This window comes from Actinomyces sp. HMT 175 (assembly GCF_016694895.1).
GTDB classification, from domain to species: Bacteria; Actinomycetota; Actinomycetes; order Actinomycetales; family Actinomycetaceae; genus Actinomyces; species Actinomyces oris.
Genome location: NZ_CP068012.1, coordinates 621,356 through 637,528 on the forward strand (window position 1 = coordinate 621,356; position 16,173 = coordinate 637,528).

General features: G+C 70.7%; 13 protein-coding genes. 5 read left to right on the forward strand and 8 right to left on the reverse strand.

Annotation, left to right across the window (positions count from 1 at the left end; all coding sequences use genetic code 11):
• Nucleotides 1–32: 32 nt before the first annotated feature.
• Both JJJ14_RS02570 and tkt read right to left on the reverse strand, forming a co-directional pair.
• Nucleotides 33–599, reverse strand: a complete 567-nt coding sequence (locus JJJ14_RS02570) for a hypothetical protein (protein ID WP_201444617.1) — start codon at nucleotides 597–599, stop codon at nucleotides 33–35.
• A gap of 232 nt (nucleotides 600–831) precedes the next feature.
• Complete coding sequence (gene tkt, locus JJJ14_RS02575; RefSeq protein WP_201444618.1) at nucleotides 832–2,922, reverse strand: transketolase; 2,091 nt, start codon at nucleotides 2,920–2,922, stop codon at nucleotides 832–834.
• Nucleotides 2,923–3,145: 223 nt separating this feature from the next.
• On the opposite strand from tkt, the gene JJJ14_RS02580 reads away from it, so the two are divergent.
• Nucleotides 3,146–4,528 (forward strand): MFS transporter, encoded by a 1,383-nt coding sequence (locus JJJ14_RS02580; protein ID WP_101559847.1) that lies wholly within the window; start codon nucleotides 3,146–3,148, stop codon nucleotides 4,526–4,528.
• 37 nt (nucleotides 4,529–4,565) lie between these two features.
• On the opposite strand, the gene JJJ14_RS02585 is transcribed toward JJJ14_RS02580, so the two are convergent.
• The 4 genes from JJJ14_RS02585 to JJJ14_RS12600 all read right to left on the reverse strand — a co-directional run bounded on the left by JJJ14_RS02585 (nucleotide 4,566) and on the right by JJJ14_RS12600 (nucleotide 10,467).
• Nucleotides 4,566–5,948: a hypothetical protein gene (locus tag JJJ14_RS02585; protein WP_236592889.1), complete on the reverse strand. Its 1,383-nt coding sequence runs from the start codon at nucleotides 5,946–5,948 to the stop codon at nucleotides 4,566–4,568.
• Nucleotides 5,949–6,074: 126 nt separating this feature from the next.
• Nucleotides 6,075–7,535 carry a flotillin family protein gene (locus tag JJJ14_RS02590; protein ID WP_075378849.1) on the reverse strand — a complete coding sequence of 487 codons (1,461 nt, stop codon included), beginning with the start codon at nucleotides 7,533–7,535 and terminating at the stop codon, nucleotides 6,075–6,077.
• Nucleotides 7,536–7,634: 99 nt separating this feature from the next.
• Nucleotides 7,635–8,138: a nodulation protein NfeD gene (locus JJJ14_RS02595; protein WP_201444620.1), complete on the reverse strand. Its 504-nt coding sequence runs from the start codon at nucleotides 8,136–8,138 to the stop codon at nucleotides 7,635–7,637.
• 106 nt (nucleotides 8,139–8,244) lie between these two features.
• Nucleotides 8,245–10,467: a hypothetical protein gene (locus tag JJJ14_RS12600; RefSeq protein WP_236592890.1), complete on the reverse strand. Its 2,223-nt coding sequence runs from the start codon at nucleotides 10,465–10,467 to the stop codon at nucleotides 8,245–8,247.
• 317 nt (nucleotides 10,468–10,784) lie between these two features.
• On the opposite strand from JJJ14_RS12600, the gene dhaK reads away from it, so the two are divergent.
• The 3 genes from dhaK (at nucleotide 10,785) to dhaM (ending at nucleotide 12,959) form a co-directional block, all read left to right on the forward strand.
• Entirely contained in the window at nucleotides 10,785–11,810 is a 1,026-nt protein-coding gene (gene dhaK / locus JJJ14_RS02605; RefSeq protein ID WP_201444621.1) for a dihydroxyacetone kinase subunit DhaK, read from the forward strand.
• Between the two features lie 67 nt (nucleotides 11,811–11,877).
• Entirely contained in the window at nucleotides 11,878–12,537 is a 660-nt protein-coding gene (gene dhaL, locus JJJ14_RS02610) for a dihydroxyacetone kinase subunit DhaL (protein WP_201444622.1), read from the forward strand.
• A complete protein-coding gene (gene dhaM, locus JJJ14_RS02615; protein WP_060956686.1) occupies nucleotides 12,534–12,959 on the forward strand; it encodes a dihydroxyacetone kinase phosphoryl donor subunit DhaM in 426 nt (141 codons plus the stop codon). Before dhaL ends, dhaM begins: the two co-directional genes overlap by 4 nt.
• A gap of 45 nt (nucleotides 12,960–13,004) precedes the next feature.
• Here dhaM and JJJ14_RS02620 read toward each other — a convergent pair whose 3' ends face one another.
• A complete protein-coding gene (locus JJJ14_RS02620; protein WP_060956685.1) occupies nucleotides 13,005–13,673 on the reverse strand; it encodes a potassium channel family protein in 669 nt (222 codons plus the stop codon).
• Nucleotides 13,674–13,713: 40 nt separating this feature from the next.
• Nucleotides 13,714–15,315, reverse strand: a complete 1,602-nt coding sequence (locus JJJ14_RS02625) for an MFS transporter (RefSeq protein WP_201444623.1) — start codon at nucleotides 15,313–15,315, stop codon at nucleotides 13,714–13,716.
• Nucleotides 15,316–15,437: 122 nt separating this feature from the next.
• Here JJJ14_RS02625 and JJJ14_RS02630 point away from each other — a divergent pair, with 122 nt between their 5' ends.
• Nucleotides 15,438–16,121 carry a TetR/AcrR family transcriptional regulator gene (locus JJJ14_RS02630; protein ID WP_201444624.1) on the forward strand — a complete coding sequence of 228 codons (684 nt, stop codon included), beginning with the start codon at nucleotides 15,438–15,440 and terminating at the stop codon, nucleotides 16,119–16,121.
• Nucleotides 16,122–16,173 lie beyond the last annotated feature (52 nt).

Here is a 16,173-nt window from a genome sequence, read left to right on the forward strand (position 1 = left end):
ATTCAGACCTCGACATCGGCGTCCTGCGGGCCTCAGTAGCCGACCGGGCCGCTCTGCCCGGGCTGCCCTCCCTGACCGTGGGGCTGCTGGCTCTGGGAATCCTGACCGTACTGGCCCGACGGCGGCACCTGGCCCGGCTGCTGCTCGCCGTGCGGGGCCTGCTGCGGAGCGGTCCGAGCTGCCTGCTGGCCGGGCACCTGGCCGTAGCCGGTGCTCTGCGGCGCCGTCGGCTGGGCTGCCGGCTGTCCGTACTGGGGCTGTCCGTACTGGCCCTGCTGAGGGACCTGCCCTCCCTGGAAGTACGGGGCCGCGTAGCCGGGTACCAGGTGGGGAGACTTCTTGGCCAGGGCCGCGTCGGCGAATCTGCCGATCGCCAGAGCGCCGACAACGGGAAGAATGAAGACCAGGTAGGGGATGCGCACCCTCCCCTCGGCGTTCGTGATGATCCCGATGAAGATCGCGATGTCGATGACGACGCCGATCACGACCATGATGGTCATGATGAGGTAGTAGTAGCGCGTGCGCAGGGGCTGGTCCTTGCCGGAGTCCTCGCTGTCAGGGATCTGAGGGTCGTTCTGGGCGGGTTGCTGTGCGCTCATGAGAGACGGCCTTTTCTGTATTCGGGGATGGGTGTCGCAGTGCGCCAGGTGGCGCGACCGGGTCCCAGCCTGCCCGCATTTGACCGTCAGGTCACTCTCTCCTCATGGGGAGGGGTACCCCCGTGACATGTGCTCCTCTCATGCCGAGCCGGGCACCTCTCGCGTGGCCCTACAGAAAGACCGTAGGACGACTCGAAAGATGCCCGGCTCGGTGGCGATGGGGCAGTGGGGGTCAGCCGCGGGTGCGGGCCAGCGCCTGGCGAGCCCGCGCGGCGACGTTGTCCCCGGTGAAGCCGTACTCCTCGAACAGGGCGGTGCCGGGGGCGGAGGAACCGTAGTGGTCGATGGAGACGATCTCGCCGGCGTCGCCGACGATCTCGTGCCAGCCCAGGGCGATGCCCGCCTCGATGGCGACCCTGGCGGTGCCGGCCGGCAGCACCTGCTCCCGGTAGGCGGCGTCCTGCTGGGCGAACCACTCCAGGCAGGGGGCGGAGACCACCCGGGTGGGGGTGCCCTCCTTCTGGAGGATGTCCCGGGCGGCCACGGCCACGCCGACCTCGGAGCCGGTGGCGATCAGGACGACCTCGGGGGCCGTCTGGTGCCCATCGGTGTCGGTGGCCTCGGCCAGGACGTAGGCGCCGCGGCGCACGCCCTCGGCGGCGGCCGTGGCGGAGGCGCTCACGGTGAGGTTCTGACGCGACAGGGCGATGCCGGCCGGCTCGTCATGACGGCGCAGGATCTCGGCCCAGGCCGCGGCGGTCTCGTTGGCGTCCCCGGGGCGCACCACGGACAGGCCGGGGATGGCGCGCAGCGCCGCCAGGTGCTCGATGGGCTGGTGCGTGGGGCCGTCCTCGCCGACCCCGATGGAGTCGTGGGACCACACGAAGACCGGGCCGATCCCCATGAGAGCCGCCAGGCGCACGGCCGGGCGCATGTAGTCGGAGAACACCATGAAGGTGCCCCCGTAGGGGCGGGTGAGCCTGTCCAGGGCGATCCCGTTGAGGATCGAGCCCATGGCGTGCTCGCGCACACCGAAGTGGAGGGTGCGCCCGAAGGGCCCGTCGCCCTCGGACTGCGCCAGGCCGGCGGGCAGGAAGGAGGGCTCCCCGGCCATGGTCGTGTTGTTCGAGCCGGCCAGGTCCGCCGACCCGCCCCACAGCTCGGGCACCACGCCGGCCAGGGCGGAGAGCACCTTGCCCGACGCCGCACGGGTGGCCAGCGACTCACCCACCTCCCAGGTCGGCAGGGCCTCCTCAAGGCCCTCGGGCAGGCGGTGGGCCTCAAGGCGCTCCAGCAGCGCGGCGCCGGCGGGGTTGGCCTGCTGCCAGGTCGCGAAGCGCGCGTCCCAGTCCGCTCGGGCGGCCCGGGCGTTGTCGGCGGCCTGCTTGCGGGCGTGGGAGACGACGTCCTCGGGCAGGATGAAGCTCTGCTCGGGGTCCAGGCCCAGGGCCTGCTTGAGCCCGGCGACCTCCTCGGCTCCGAGCTTGGAGCCGTGGGAGGACTCCTGGCCCTGCTTGGTCGGGGAGGGCCAGGCGATGATGGTGTGCAGGCGGATCAGCGACGGGCGCGCGCTCTCGGCGCGGGCCGCGACGATGGCCTTGTGCAGCTCCTCGAGGTTCTCCGCGTAGCCGTCGGGGCCGGTGCGCCAGTCGACGTCGAGCACCTGCCAGCCGTAGGCCTCGAAGCGGGCCGAGACGTCCTCGGTGAAGGCGATGTCCGTGTTGCCCTCGATGGAGATGTCGTTGTCGTCGTAGATGGCGATGAGGTTGCCCAGCTGCTGGGTGCCGGCCAGGGAGGCGGCCTCCGAGGACACGCCCTCCTGCATGCAGCCGTCGCCCAGGACCGTGTAGACGAAGTGGTCGAAGACCGACTCGCCCAGCGGGGTGCCGGCGTCGAGCAGCCCGTGCTCGCGGCGCGCAGCCATGGCCAGGCCCACCGCGTTGGCGAAGCCCGCCCCCAGCGGGCCCGTGGTGGTCTCCACCCCGGGAACCTCTCCGAACTCGGGGTGGCCCGGCAGGCCGGCCGGAGAGCGGAAGGCCGTGAAGCCCTCCAGGTCGATGTCGTATCCGGCCAGGAACAGCTGGATGTACTGCACCAGCGAGGCGTGCCCGATGGACAGGACGAACCGGTCCCGTCCCAGCCAACCCGGATCCGCCGGGTCGTGGACCATCTCACGCTGGTAGAGCAGCCACGCCACCCCGGCCAGGGAGATCGGCGTACCGGGGTGGCCCGACCCCGCCTTCTCCACGGCGTCGGCGGCCAGGGCCTTGGACACCGCGATGGTCTGACGGTCGAGGTCGGTGAGCAGCGGCTCAGTGCTCATAACTGAGGACTCCTTGTGCATGAGGGTGCGTCTTGCTCGCGGCCACGGGCGCCGTGACGATGGTGCATTGTCGGTGCATCGCGGTGCATCCGCGGGCGGGCATCAAGGGTGATCCTTCCCGCTTCCGCGGGGGCGGGCAAGTACAGACGTGAGCGCGTGTGTCTTTCACACTCGGGGGCTTGTTCCCGCAGGCGGGTGCTCTTGCCCGTAGATTGGGCCGCATATGGGTACAGCAAGAGGGCGCGCGGCGCCGCCGGCGGAGCGCGGGAGCGCGTTGGAGCAGATCGACTCCCGGCCCCTGACGGGCCATCAGCGAAGCATCATCGCTCTGGCGATCGTCGCCAACATCTCTGAGTTCTTCGACATGTTCCTCATCGGCTTCGCCGTCGTCCAGCTTCAGAAGGAGTGGAGTCTGGGCGGGTTCGAGACCGGTGTCATCCTGGCCTGCTCCGGGCTGGGCACGGTGCTCGGCGCGGTCCTGTGGGGCTGGGCCGCCGACCGGATGGGCCGACGGCGCACCTTCTTCTGGTGCGTCCTGATCTTCACCGTCTTCACCCTGGCCTCGGTGTTCACCCCCACGGGCTGGTGGATGATGCTGGCCCTGCTGCGGGTGCTGGTCGGAGTGGGCGTCGGGGGCCTCAACATCGTCTCCATCCCCTACGTCCAGGAGTTCGTGCCCACCAGGCAGCGCGGTCTGCTGGCTGGACTGGGCTCGGTATTCATCCCGCTGGGGCTCTTCCTGGGCTCTGTGTCGCAGCGGCTCCTGCACGACAACTGGCGCGGCCTCATCGCGCTGGGGGCCGTCCCGATCCTCCTACTGGCCTGGATTCGGATCGTCCCCGAGTCGCCCCGCTTCCTGCTCTCCCACGGGCGCGAGCGCGAGGCCCGCGAGTCCATCGCCTGGGCCCTGGAGCTGAGTCCCGACGACGTCGGAGCCCTGCCGCCGGTGCGGACCGGGCCGCGCATCGCCTACGGCGAGCTGCTGCGCAAGCACCTGCGGCCCCTGCTCATCGTCTCGGTGGGCTCCTTCTGCTTCATCCTGGGCTCCTTCACCGTGCAGTCCTGGGGGCAGACGCTCCTGGAGGTCGGCTTCGCCGATATCGGCGCCGACGCCGTGGGGACGCTGTTCATGGGGGTCTCCCTGGTGGATCTGCTCGGCCGCCTGGCCTCGGCCTGGCTCGCCGACCGGATCGGGCGGCGCTGGACCGTGTTCTCCTTCGGTCTCATCGGGGCGCTCGGAGCGGTCATCGTGGCCCTCTCCGCCCACTGGGAGACCTCGTGGATCGTCTTCTTCACCGGCATCTGCCTCACGATGGGCTTCGGCGACGGCGCCTTCGGGATCCTCAACGCCTTCGGCGGCGAGCAGTTCCCCAACGGTGCCCGGGGCACGGGGCTGGGCCTGGGATACGGCATCGGCGCGAGCGCCAAGATCCTCGGGCCCCTGCTCATGGGGGTGATGATCGGCTCCGGCAGCCTTCAGGATCTGGCGCACCCGCTGGCGGCGGTCTTCCCGGCCTTCCTCTTCTTCGCGGTCATGCTGGTCCTGGGCGGCTTCATCTACCTGCTGGCCCGCGAGACCAAGGGTGAGAGCCTCGAGGACATCTGAGTGCCCGAGCGCTTCGGGGGCGTCAGTGGTGGCGGGCTCAGGACTTCCAGGCGGTGGCCGGGTAGAAGGCGCTCTCGTTGCAGAACCCGTAGGGCGTCACCGTCACTATCTCGTGCTGGCCGCCGGTCGGGGACTGTGAGATCACCTCGCCGGTGTCCAGGTCGATGAGGTGCAGGCGGCCTCCATTGAGGGTGAGGTAGAGGATGGAGCCGTAGATCGCCGCACTCTGGTAGGACTCCTCCTCGGTCGACTCCCGGGTCAGCAGTGCGGTCGCCGAGCCGTTCTTGCGGACCTGGATGTGGTCGGTCCTCCTGATGACGTATCCGTTGCTCGCGGTCAGGGTGGGGTGCTTGTCCTCCGTGTCGACCGGCAGGTCCGTCAGCTTGGTGCGCTCACCGGTGGTGAGGTTGATGCTCACCTCGGGGTAGGGCGGCTCCTTCGTGCGGCTGTCGGTGGCGTAGAGGTAGCCCCGGTGCACGAGCTGTGCGCTCAGGTTCTCGATGGGGTGGGTGAGGCCGTCGGCGAGCGTGACGATGGCCGTGTGGACCTTCGCGTCGTCACCGAGCAGGGCCACTGCCTCGCCGCCGGCCACCGCGCAGAAGCTCTGGGACGTGACGGAGGCCAGGTCGAACTGCACGGACAGGTCCTTCGCAGACAGCCGCAGGGCCCGGTGCGGGACGCTGGTGGTGACCAGGAGGTCGGCGCCGTGGGAGGTCAGCGTGATCGAGGAGCCGGCGCGGTAGGTCGACTCCCTCGCCTTGAGGGCGAGATTCTCCCCGAGCAGCGCGCTGGCGACGATTCGGCGGTCGGCCAGGCGGATCTTGAGCAGACTGACTCGTCCCCGGTTCTCGGGGCGCTCGTCGAGGACGTCCTCGCGGCCGGTGATGAGGTAGGCGAACTCGTCGTCGCAGGTGGCGGCGCAGGTGAACTGCTCGGTGACGAGTGTGCCGGGGCTGGGGGCGATGGGGTTGCCTGCGGGAACACCGCCGACGGGGGGAACGGTCATCGGCTCGATGCGATACCCGTGCTCGGAGTCCTCCGGCACGATGCCGTAGGTCGTCGGCCCCTTGAGGTCAACGAGGATGGGGCGGTCGCCGGACAGACCGGCGGTCTCGTCGTCGCTGTTGACGTCATAGGCGATGAGAAAGGAGCCGTGGACGGTCTCGATCATCGCGTTGGTGGGCCAGGGGTGGTTCTGATTTTCCTTGACGCGCAGGGGCCACACCGCCTCACCGCCGAAGTCGGTCGGGATGGAGGGGGCCTTCGGGAGCGTGGACAGTGACGCGTGAAGGACGGTGGGGGGCTGAGGGGTCAGGGTGCGTGCGATGCGCTGGCGGACGTCCGCGCAGCCACTCAGGGACAGGGCGCCGGCGCCCGCGGTGGCGCCGAGTGCGGCGGTGAGAAAGATGCGACGACGCATGATGACCTGCCCGGTACTGACTGTGCGTAATGACGGGGACATGCTACGTGGCCGGGTGCGGTTGAGCGGACATATTCCGCACCCGGCCACGTGGATGATCTCGATTTGTTTCAGACCTACCGGTTGTCAGTGCTCCGAGTGCTCGACGACGGTGGCCGGGGCTGCGCCGTCGTGGTCAGCGGAGCCGGCGTGGTCGGCGGAGGTGTCCGAGCCCGGCAGGTGGCTGCCCACCATATCGGTCAGTCCGGTGCCCACGAGGCTGCGCAGGATGAGATCGAGCTGCTCGACGTTGTTGGCCACCGCCTTGGGCAGGGCGGAGGCGCCCTCGGTGGAGATGATCGACAGGTCGCGCACGCTGGCCAGCGGCTCGCTCAGGGCCCGGGCGATCTCGGGGGCCTTGTCCAGCAGCATCTGGCGGGTGGCGGCCTCGCCGTACTTGGCCAGGGCGTCCGCCTTGTCACTCATGGCCTTGGCCTCGGCCTCACCGGCGGCACGGATCGTGTCGGCCTCGGCCTGGCCTCGGGCCGCGATGGCCTCGGCCTCGGCGCGGGCCCGGGCGGCGGTCGCCTTGGCCTCGGCCTCGGCGCGGGCCACGGTGGCCTGGGCCTGGGCCTCGGCGTCCAGACGGGTGCGCTCGGCGTCGGCCTGGGCCCGCAGCAGCGCCTCGGTCTTGGAGGCCTGAGCCTCCTGCTCGCGCTGGTAGCGGGCGGCGTCGGCGGGCTTGCGCACGGTGGAGTCCAGCTCGCGCTCGGTCAGGGCGGCCTTGGCCTCGGCCGCCTCCTGTCCGATGATGGCGATCTCGCGCTCCTTGGCGGCGCGGGCGATCGGGCCGGCGGAGTCGGCGTCGGCCTGGGCCTTGTCCGTCTCGGCCTTGAGCTGGGCCTGACGCAGGGACAGGTCGCGCTCGCGCTCGGCGATCTGCTGGCGGGAGGTGACCTCGGCGTCGCGGGCCTCACGCTCGGCGTTGGCCCGCGCGATGCGGGCGTCCTTCTCGACGCGCTGCTGCTCGGGCACACCCAGGGACTCGATGTAACCGCCGGCGTCGGTGATCTCGGAGACCTGGAGCATGTCGATCTCCAGACCCATGTTGGCCATGATGCTCTTGGCGTCGTCGAAGACGTTGCGCTGCAGGGCGTCGCGGTCGGAGATGAGGTCGGTGACCGTCATGTGGCCGATGATCGAGCGCAGGGAGCCGATGAGCGCCTCCCGTGCGGAGTCGGCGATGGCCTGGTCCGTGTTGGGCTTGCCCAGGAAGCGCTTGGCCGCGGCGCGCACCTGCTCGTCGGAGTCGCCCACCTTGACGGCGGCCACGGCGGCGACGTTGACGTTGATCTTGTTCTCGTCCTCGGCGGTGACCTTGAAGCCGATCGTGGTCTGGGTGAAGGGCAGGTACTGGATGGTCTGGATGACCGGCAGGACGAAGTCGCGTCCACCGGGGTGGACGATCTTGACCGTGCCCCGGTTCGATCCGGAGATCAGACCGGTGAGGTTGGAGGGGACGACGACGATGCGGCTGAACAGGTAGGCGACCGCCGCCAGCACGATGATGGCGACGATGGCGATCAGGCCGATGAGTGATACACCCATGCGGGTTCCTTTCTGTGCGGGAAGATGGGATGAAGGAGAATGGTGGGCAGACGGCGCAGTAACAGGTGGGGTGCGGTCCGTCAGCGGCTTCCGGTGGGCTCAGTCGCTGATCTGCTCCCAGGGGACGATGGCCAGGGTGGAGTCGATGGCGTCGAGCACCCAGGCGCTCTGCCCCGAGCGCAGCGGCTGCTCGGAGTGCGCCGGCAAGGTGAGCTGGTGGCCGCGCGTGACGGCGCGAACCTCACCGCTGCCGTCCTTCCACCACAGGACGGTGACCTTCTCACCGACCAGCTCGGCGGCGGTGGGCGGAGCCGTGTCCAACGGCATGGAGCGCCTGAGCCGGTTCCACAGCCAGCGCATGAGTGCACCGGATCCGAGGGCTGCTGCGGTGGGAACGCCCCACAGCACCGCCGCCGGCACCTGCGCTGCGGCCGAGCCCGTCGTCGCCGTCACCCCCATGCCGATGGCGCCGAACACGGCCACAGGCAGAGCGAGGATCGGCACGAGCCCGTCGGGCAGGAGGGCGTCCAGCAGTCCGTCGAACAGGATGCCGGCCACCAGGACGGTGCAGCCGATGATCGCGCACCAGGCGAAGACGCCCACACCAGCTCCCTTCCGCGCAGGCCCCTCGACCTCCGACACCTGGATTCTGCCACGCAGGCCGGCACATCAAGCCGGGGTTGGGATGGGAAGAACAACCCAGGTGGACTCAGGCGCCGCGGGCGCGCGGCAGCCGACCGGAGTCCTGCAGGGGCGGCGCAGCCGAGGACCAGGACGTCGCCGTCGGGATGGCTGTCGCAGCAGAGGGGTTGGTGGGAATGGTCATGGTCTCCTGCATCGCCGGATCGGTCCCCTGCTCGGGGCCGGCCGGGGCGGCGGTGCTGGCGGTCCTACCTGTGCCGGCTGTGCCAGCCGTGCTCACTGTGACCGCTGCCTTCCGGTGGGATCCGACGGCGTCGGCGGGGACGGCGCCGGCGGCTGCCACTGCCGAGGACTGGTCTGCCTGCTGGGAGGCGGTCAGGATGGGCGGGCCCGACGGTGTGGGGACGGGATGGCCGGCGCTCCCGGGTGCCTGGGGTCTTCCTTGGGGCGGTAGGAACCCGTAGCCGGTGGCCGCCGTCGGGCCTGCGGCCGCGGCCGGAATCGCAACGGCTGCCGCGGCCGAGGAGGGCTGGGGCCCGGTGGGTCCGGTGGGTACGGTGACGGTTTGCGCGGATACAGCCACGGCCCTCACTGGTGACCCGACCTGGCGCTCGGCCGGCGGGTTCGCCTGGGCACCGGTGTGCTTGGGGCGCGGCTGGGCCGGCTGGGCCGGTTGGGGCCTTGCCGGTGCGGCGCCGGCGGCAGCGGCCGCTGCGATCGGTGAGGCGGGCGCCTCGGTGGTGTGGCGCCCGGTCTGCGTCCCGGGGGGAGTCGAGGCGAGAACCGGCTCGGTCTCCTCGGTGTTGGCCGAGGCCGTCGACGCTCCCGAGGTCGCTGCCACGGAGGCGGACAGGGGCGAGGTTGTCACCGTCCCCGTGACCGTGATGGCGTCAGGGGCCGCGGCCGCCTGCATGGAGGAACCAGACAGGGCGGCCTGGGTCCGTCGACGCCGGGAGATGCGACTGGGGGTCGGGTCCTCGAAGACTCTCCTGGGCGCCTGGGGCTCCCGGTGACTTCTCGGGCCCGCGGGGGAGTGCTGGGGCTGGCCCTCAGGTGCGGAGGTCTGCTCCGGTGGCGCCGACTGGGCGCCGGCTGCCTGTAGCGGGGCCTCGGGCAGGGAGTCGGTGGACGGCCCGGAGGGCGCGTCTGTCCGCGGCTCCAGGATGGGGGCGGCAGCCGCTGGATCCGGCGGCTCCGCGCCGCCGGGGCGCTCGCCCAGGGCGGCGGCTGAGAAGGATGGCTCGGGCACCGGCGCATGTGAGCCGGTGGTGGCGGTCGTCGTCGCAGGCGCTGCTGGCACCACCGGCCGGGCCGGCTCGGGAATGGTCATGGAGCGTGCCGGAGCCGCTGCTCGCCCGCCCCGGCGCCCGGGGGTGATCGGAGGCCAGACGACATCGGCGTCGGACACCGGGGCGGCGGCCGGCCTGGAGGGCGCCTCCGAGGCCCTCCGCTCCACCCGGTTGCGCGCCCGGCGTGAGCGCCGCCGGGGCTCGGAGCCGGAGGCGCGGGCGCCGTCCGTCGAGGGCACGGCCCTTGTGGCTCCAGTGACTCCACTGGCCCGGGTGGCCCCGGCGGGGGAGGCGGGGCTCGGGTAGTCGGCGAACTTGGCGATGTGGTCCAGGTCGTAGTGGGTCGGGTCCTGTCCGGCGTTGCGCAGCACGTCCTCCAGAGGACTGAGCAGGGCCAGCCGGAAGGCGGGGTCGACACAGCGGGCGTTGACCGCGCCCCAGATCTGGTCGGCGGTCAGGGACTCCTCGGAGGATCCCAGGTCATTGCGGATCGCGGTGACCAGGTCCGACTCCAGGCGCGCGTAGGCCATGGCGTAGGCACTCGGCCACGGGGCCTCGGGCCGCTGAGTGCGCAGGAGGGCGAAGTTCCGCATGGCGCGCAGCACCTCGTCCGAGCCACCCACCAGGGCCCCCACCCGCAGGCGGTCCAGCGCCTCATTCTTCATCGTCCCGGTGCCCTCGGGGCCCAGCAGGTGCTTGGAGTCCTCGACGACTTCACGCAGGAAGACCCGGTAGGCGGCGACGCTGTCAGGGGTCGTGCGCTCCTTGGTCATCGAGCGCAGCCGCTCGGCGGCGTGACGGGCCGCCAGGCGGGCCGAGCTGGCCTCGGACTGGACCTCGTTGATCCGCGAGATACTCGCCCGGGAGATCCGTGAGGCCTCCTTGAGGGCCAGGTCCGCATGCGCCGTCGAGCGCCGGGCGGCGAAGACGGCGGCAACGGCGACCAGGATGGAGACACCGGCTGCGATAGTGGCCACGACGGCGACGACGGACAGATCCATACCCCTATCCTGCCCGTAATCGACTCGATGGTGCCGCGAAAAAAGGGCCTCCCCAGATAGTCCCCAGAATCTCTGCGGGTGACGCCCAGGCCGGGTGGTGGCCGCGCTCACGCTGAGGAGGGCGAGGGGGTGACACCGCTGGGGCGGCGCGTTGGGAGGGGCCGCCAGCCGCTGCGGCGCGTTGGGAGGGGCCGCCGGCCGCTGCGGCGCGCATCCGCCCCGACAAGTCCTCGGCAGCCTGCACCGATGTGCACGGGGCGAGGTCCTCAGTGCCCGAGGCGCCCCACGCGGGCCCGTGGCGCGGTAGCGTCAGCACCATGAAGAAACTCATCAACGCCGTTGACAACGTGGTCACGGACGCCCTGCGGGGCATGGCCGCAGCCCACCCCCACGAGCTCGACGTCGACCTCGACCAGCACATCGTCTACCGCCGCCGACACAAGGAGCAGGGCAAGGTCGCCATCATCTCCGGGGGAGGCAGCGGGCACGAGCCCCTCCACGGCGGCTTCGTGGGCACCGGCATGCTCGACGCCGCCTGCGCCGGAGAGATCTTCACCTCCCCGGTCCCCGACCAGATGGTGGCCGCCACCAGCGCCGTCGACCGTGGAGCCGGCGTGCTGCACATCGTCAAGAACTACACCGGCGACGTCATGAACTTCGAGATGGCCGCCGAGATCGTCGACGCCGAGTCCGGCATCCAGGTGGCCAGCGTCGTCACCAATGACGACGTCGCCGTCGAGGACTCCCTCTACACCGCCGGACGCCGCGGCGTGGGCGTGACCGTCATGGTGGAGAAGATCGCCGGCGCCGCCGCCGAGCAGGGACGCCCGCTGGACGAGGTCGCCGGTATCGCCGCACGCGTCAACGCCGCCGGCAGGTCCATGGGGATGGCCCTGACCTCCTGCACCGTCCCGGCCAACGGCAAGCCCTCCTTCGACCTGCCCGAGGGCGAGATGGAGATCGGCATCGGCATCCACGGCGAGCCCGGACGCCACCGCGAGAAGATCGCCCCCGCCGCTGAGATCGCTGAGCGTCTCGTCACCCCCATCCTGGCTGAGCTCACCGCGCTCACCGAGCTGGAGAGTGCCGGCGCCGACGAGGGCGTCATTGCCATGGTCAACGGCATGGGCGCCACCTCGTTGCTCGAGCTCTACCTCATGTACGGGGAGATCGCCCGCCTCCTTGAGGGTGCCGGGATCACCGTGGCCCGCAACCTCGTGGGCAACTACATCACCAGCCTCGACATGGCCGGCTGCTCCCTGACCCTGGTGCGTGCCGACGCCGAGCTGCTGAGCCTGTGGGACGCCCCAGTCAACACGCCCGGCCTGCGCTGGGGAGCGTGAGGACCTGACACAATCGGGGTGCCCGATCGCCTGCGGGCACCCCAAGGAGACTGTAAGGAGAAGCGACATGACCGCAGAGGTGGGAGCCGCCCGCCACTCGCTGAGCGTGGCGGACTTGGCTGCCTGGGTGCGCCGTAGCGCCGCACTCATCGCCGAGCACGCCGAGGAGCTCACCGACCTGGACGCCGCCATCGGCGACGCCGATCACGGCACCAATATGAAGCGCGGCCTGGCCGCCGCCGCCGAGGCGGTGCAGGCCGGCAGCTTCGCCAGCGCCGACGCCCTGCTCAAGAAGGTCGGCACCACCCTGGTCTCCACCGTCGGCGGCGCCTCCGGGCCCCTGTACGGCACCTTCTTCCTGCGCGCCGGGGGCGCCGTGGCCGGCCTGGAGGTGCTCGACGCCCAGGCGCTCGCGGGCGCCCTGGAGGCCGGGGTCGGCGGACTCGCCGCACGGGGGCGGGCCACCACGGGGGAGAAGACCATGCTCGATGCCTGGAGCCCGGCCCTGGAGGCCCTGCGCGCCCACCCCGGCGACCTCGCCGCCGGCGTCGCGGCCGCCGCGCAGGCCGCCGCCGAGGGGCGCGAGGCCACCAAGCCCATGGTGGCCACCAAGGGACGGGCCTCCTACCTGGGGGAGCGCTCGGTGGGGCACATCGACCCCGGTGCCGCCTCCACCGTCCTGCTGCTGACAGCCCTCGACGACGTCGTGGCAGGGAGAGCGTCGTGAGTGCCGTGAGCGTCGGCATCGTCCTGGTCTCCCACTCCCGGGCCCTGGCCGAGGCCGCCATGGACCTGGCGCGCCGGCTCATCGTGGCCGTCGACGTCCCCGTCGAGCTGGCCGCGGGCCTGGCCGACGGTGGGCTGGGTACCGACCCCGGGGCTGTCGTCGAGGCCGTGGAGCGCCTGGCCGAGCGCTGCGAGGGCGTCCTGGTCCTGGCTGACCTGGGCAGCGGGATCATGAGCGCCGAGATGGCTCTGGAGATGCTCGAGCCGGCCCTCGCTGAGCGGACGCGCCTGTCGGCGGCGCCCTTCGTCGAGGGGCTGCTCGGCGCCTACGGCGCCGCCGGGATCGGCAAGGATCTTCAGGCCGTGGCCGCTGAGGCCGACGGCGCCGCCGAGGCCAAGCGCTCCCAGGTGGCCGCCTTCTGACGCACTTCTGACGCGCGTCGTTGGGTCAGGGGGTGCCCGGCCGGCTCATGCGCGGTTGGCGAAGCGCTCCAGGAGGGCGGCGTCCCCGCCGACGACGAGCACGTCCTCGGCCGACACCAGGGTGTCCGGGGTGGCGTACTCGAAGGGCTCGCCCGGGCTCATGAGACCGAAGACGGTCACCCCGTAGCGCGAGCGCACCTTGGACTGGCCGATGGTGAAGCCGTGCAGCTCCGTGGGCGGACGCATCTTGACGATGGTGAAGCCGCCCTTCTCCATCTCGATGTAGTCGAGCATGCGGCCCGAGACGAGGTGGGCGGCCCGCTGACCGGCGTCGAACTCGGGGTAGACGACGTGATGGGCGCCGATGCGGCGCAGGATGCGGCCGTGGGCGCGGGAGATCGCCTTGGCCCAGATCTGGGGGGTCTCCAGGTCCACGAGGTTGCCGGTGATGAGCACGGAGGCCTCCAGGGAGGTCGCCACCCCCACGACCGCGGTGCCGAACTCGGTGGCGCCCAGCTGCTCCAGGGCCTCCACGTCCGTGGCGTCGGCCTCCACCAAGGGGATGCGGCCGGTCCACCGGCGCACGGTGGCGGGATTGGCCTCCACGGCCAGCACCTCGCGCCCCAGCCGGTCCAGGGTGGCGGCCACGGCCGAGCCGAAGCGTCCCAGCCCGATGACGAGCGTGGAGTCAGTGCGCGAGAGCGGGGCAGGCATGAGGTCTCCTGAGGTCGGCCGTGAGGCAGTGGCCCCTACGCTACCGCCTGCGGCGACGGCGGAGGCTCAAGCCGATCCCACAGGCCACGAGGATGACGACGGCGCCGGCCAGGACCCAGGCCATCATCGAGAAGCCGCCGGAGTAGGCCTCGATCTGAGCCCGGTCGATCAGCTCGGCCTTGAGGGACTCGATGATCCGCTTGCCTGCGGGCGACTGCGGCAGGGCCTGAGCCCGCATCATTGCCTCCATGGCGGCCGCCTTGACCTCCTCGGTGTGCTCGGTCACGTAGTCCTCGGCGTGCTGGGTGGCGTAAGAGGTCATGAGTGCCACTCCGAAGGAACCGCCGATCTGCTGGGCCGCGCTCAGGATCGCTGAGGCCAGCCCGGTCCGCTTCGCGTCCACCCCGCGCGTGCCGGAGTTGAAGGTGACCGGCATCGTCAGCCCCAAGCCGATCCCGAAGACGATGAGGCCGGGCAGGGCGACCTGGGAGTAGGTCGAATCCGTCGTCATGCGCGAGAGGATGAGGAAGGAACCGGCCAGTACCGCCACCCCCAGGGGCAGGGTGCCGCGCGCCCCGAGCCTGGGCACGATGACGCGTCCGGCCGGGATCGCGGTCGCGATCAGGGCGAAGACCATCGGGAGGAAGACGACTCCGCTCTTGAAGGGCGAGTAACCGAGGTGGTTCTGCATGTAGTAGGTCAGGTAGATGATCGCCCCCATCTGTGCGGCGCCGGCGATGAACTGCGTGGCGTAGGAGGCCGCCCGCACGGGCAGTGCCATCATCGACAGGGGCAGCACCGGGCGGCTCGCGAGGTGCTCGCGGACCACGAACAGCGCCGCGGCGATGCCGCCGAGTGCCAGCCAGCTGACGGTCGATGTGGAGGTCCAGGAGGTCTGCTGGGCCCGGTCGAGCCCGTAGACGGCGCTGAAGCAGGCTCCGCAGCCCAGGACCAGGCCGCTCAGGTCATCAGTGATGCGCGAGCCGCGGTCGCGCTGGTTGGCCGGCGGAAGGCTGCGCTGCCCGATGAGCAGGGCGGCGGCGGCCAGGAAGATGTTGATGTAGAGGGCCCAGCGCCAGCTGAACCAGTCGGTCAGGGCCCCACCGACGAGTAGTCCGATGGCCGCGCCCAGTCCGGCAGTGGCACCGAAGACGGCGAAGACCCGCTCTCGCTCGGTGCGCTCCGTGAAGGTGACGTTGAGCAGCGCCTGCGAGGTGGGGGCCAGTAGGGCGCCGAAGCAGCCCTGGGCCACGCGGGCCACCAGCAAGATGGGGAAGGAGGTCGCCATCCCGGCTGCGAGGCTGGCGACCCCGAAGCCAATCAGTCCCACCTGGTAGGAGCGGCGGATACCCGCCACGGCGCAGAGCCTTCCCCCGAAGAGCACGAGGCTACCGAAGGCCAGGCTGTAGCCGGTGACCGTCCACGGGCTCTGGGACACGGTCATCCCCAGGTCGTCCTGCATCCGAGGCAGGGCGATGGCGATGATCGTCAGGTCCAAGACGATCATCAGCTGAGTGAGAACGGCGCTGACCATGACTGCACGGCGACTGGGGCGCCGCGCGGTCATGACGGTCGTCTCCTCCTGTGTCTCTTGTGCCGACTCGGTCCGCTCCTTGAGGGCGGATGCCTCTGAGGATGTCATTGCGACCTCCATATCAAAATGATCGTTTTCGTTTGCGTTCGGGAGTCTAGGGAGTGTGTGGCGGCTAGTCAACAACGATCGTTTCGATTTGGAGTGTGCTCTGAGTCGCTTATCCTGAACTCATGCCACGAGTGACTGCCGCCTATCGGGAGCGTCAGACCGACCGGATCCTGCAGGCCGCCGAGGAGTGCTTCGCGCGCAGCGGTTTCCAGGCCGCCTCCATGGACGAGGTCATCGCCGCGGCCGGAATGTCGTCGTCGACCGTCTACCGCTACTTCCCCGAGGGCAAGCGATCCCTCATTCGGGCGGTCCTGACCCGGCGCATGGGGCCGCTCGCCGAGCGGATCAAGCGGATCGCCGAGTCCGACGAGCCTCTCGACTTCGAACGGGACTTCATTGAGGCGCTCACCCTGCTCAACTACCGGCGGCACGGGGCGGCAGACGACTCAGAGGCGGGCCGGCAGGATGAGGCTCTTGGGGTTTCTGACGACGTCGGTCTGAGCTCCTGGGCGCCTCTGGCCTACCACGCCTGGGGGGAGCTGACCCGTGATCCCGAGATGAGCGTCCTGGTCCAGGAGAGCTACCGGGACATCCACGGAGGTCTTGCCCGCCTGTGTCGCAATGGGCAGAGGGTGGGGACGATCTCCTGCCGTCTGAGTCCCGATCAGCTGGCCTCCCTCATCCAGAGCGTCTCCTTCGGTCTCATCGTCGAGCAGCTCATTACCGGCCGGGCTGATGTGGAGGGCGCGGCCGCCACTCTCAGGCAGCTGCTCGCGCCGGATGGGCCGAAACCCGAGGGGAGCTGATCGTTCTCCCTGGTGCCTGCAGGCTCTCGGGTGAGCAAGTGCGGAGAGCAGG

What these genes read in the sequence shown, in the direction of transcription:
- JJJ14_RS02570 (WP_201444617.1), bottom strand. Translation starts at nt 599, where the DNA reads ATGAGCGCACAGCAACCCGCCCAGAACGACCCTCAGATCCCTGACAGC.
- tkt (WP_201444618.1), bottom strand. Translation starts at nt 2,922, where the DNA reads ATGAGCACTGAGCCGCTGCTCACCGACCTCGACCGTCAGACCATCGCG.
- JJJ14_RS02580 (WP_101559847.1), top strand. Translation starts at nt 3,146, where the DNA reads ATGGGTACAGCAAGAGGGCGCGCGGCGCCGCCGGCGGAGCGCGGGAGC.
- JJJ14_RS02585 (WP_236592889.1), bottom strand. Translation starts at nt 5,948, where the DNA reads ATGCGTCGTCGCATCTTTCTCACCGCCGCACTCGGCGCCACCGCGGGC.
- JJJ14_RS02590 (WP_075378849.1), bottom strand. Translation starts at nt 7,535, where the DNA reads ATGGGTGTATCACTCATCGGCCTGATCGCCATCGTCGCCATCATCGTG.
- JJJ14_RS12600 (WP_236592890.1), bottom strand. Translation starts at nt 10,467, where the DNA reads ATGGATCTGTCCGTCGTCGCCGTCGTGGCCACTATCGCAGCCGGTGTC.
- dhaK (WP_201444621.1), top strand. Translation starts at nt 10,785, where the DNA reads ATGAAGAAACTCATCAACGCCGTTGACAACGTGGTCACGGACGCCCTG.
- dhaL (WP_201444622.1), top strand. Translation starts at nt 11,878, where the DNA reads ATGACCGCAGAGGTGGGAGCCGCCCGCCACTCGCTGAGCGTGGCGGAC.
- JJJ14_RS02620 (WP_060956685.1), bottom strand. Translation starts at nt 13,673, where the DNA reads ATGCCTGCCCCGCTCTCGCGCACTGACTCCACGCTCGTCATCGGGCTG.
- JJJ14_RS02625 (WP_201444623.1), bottom strand. Translation starts at nt 15,315, where the DNA reads ATGACATCCTCAGAGGCATCCGCCCTCAAGGAGCGGACCGAGTCGGCA.
- JJJ14_RS02630 (WP_201444624.1), top strand. Translation starts at nt 15,438, where the DNA reads ATGCCACGAGTGACTGCCGCCTATCGGGAGCGTCAGACCGACCGGATC.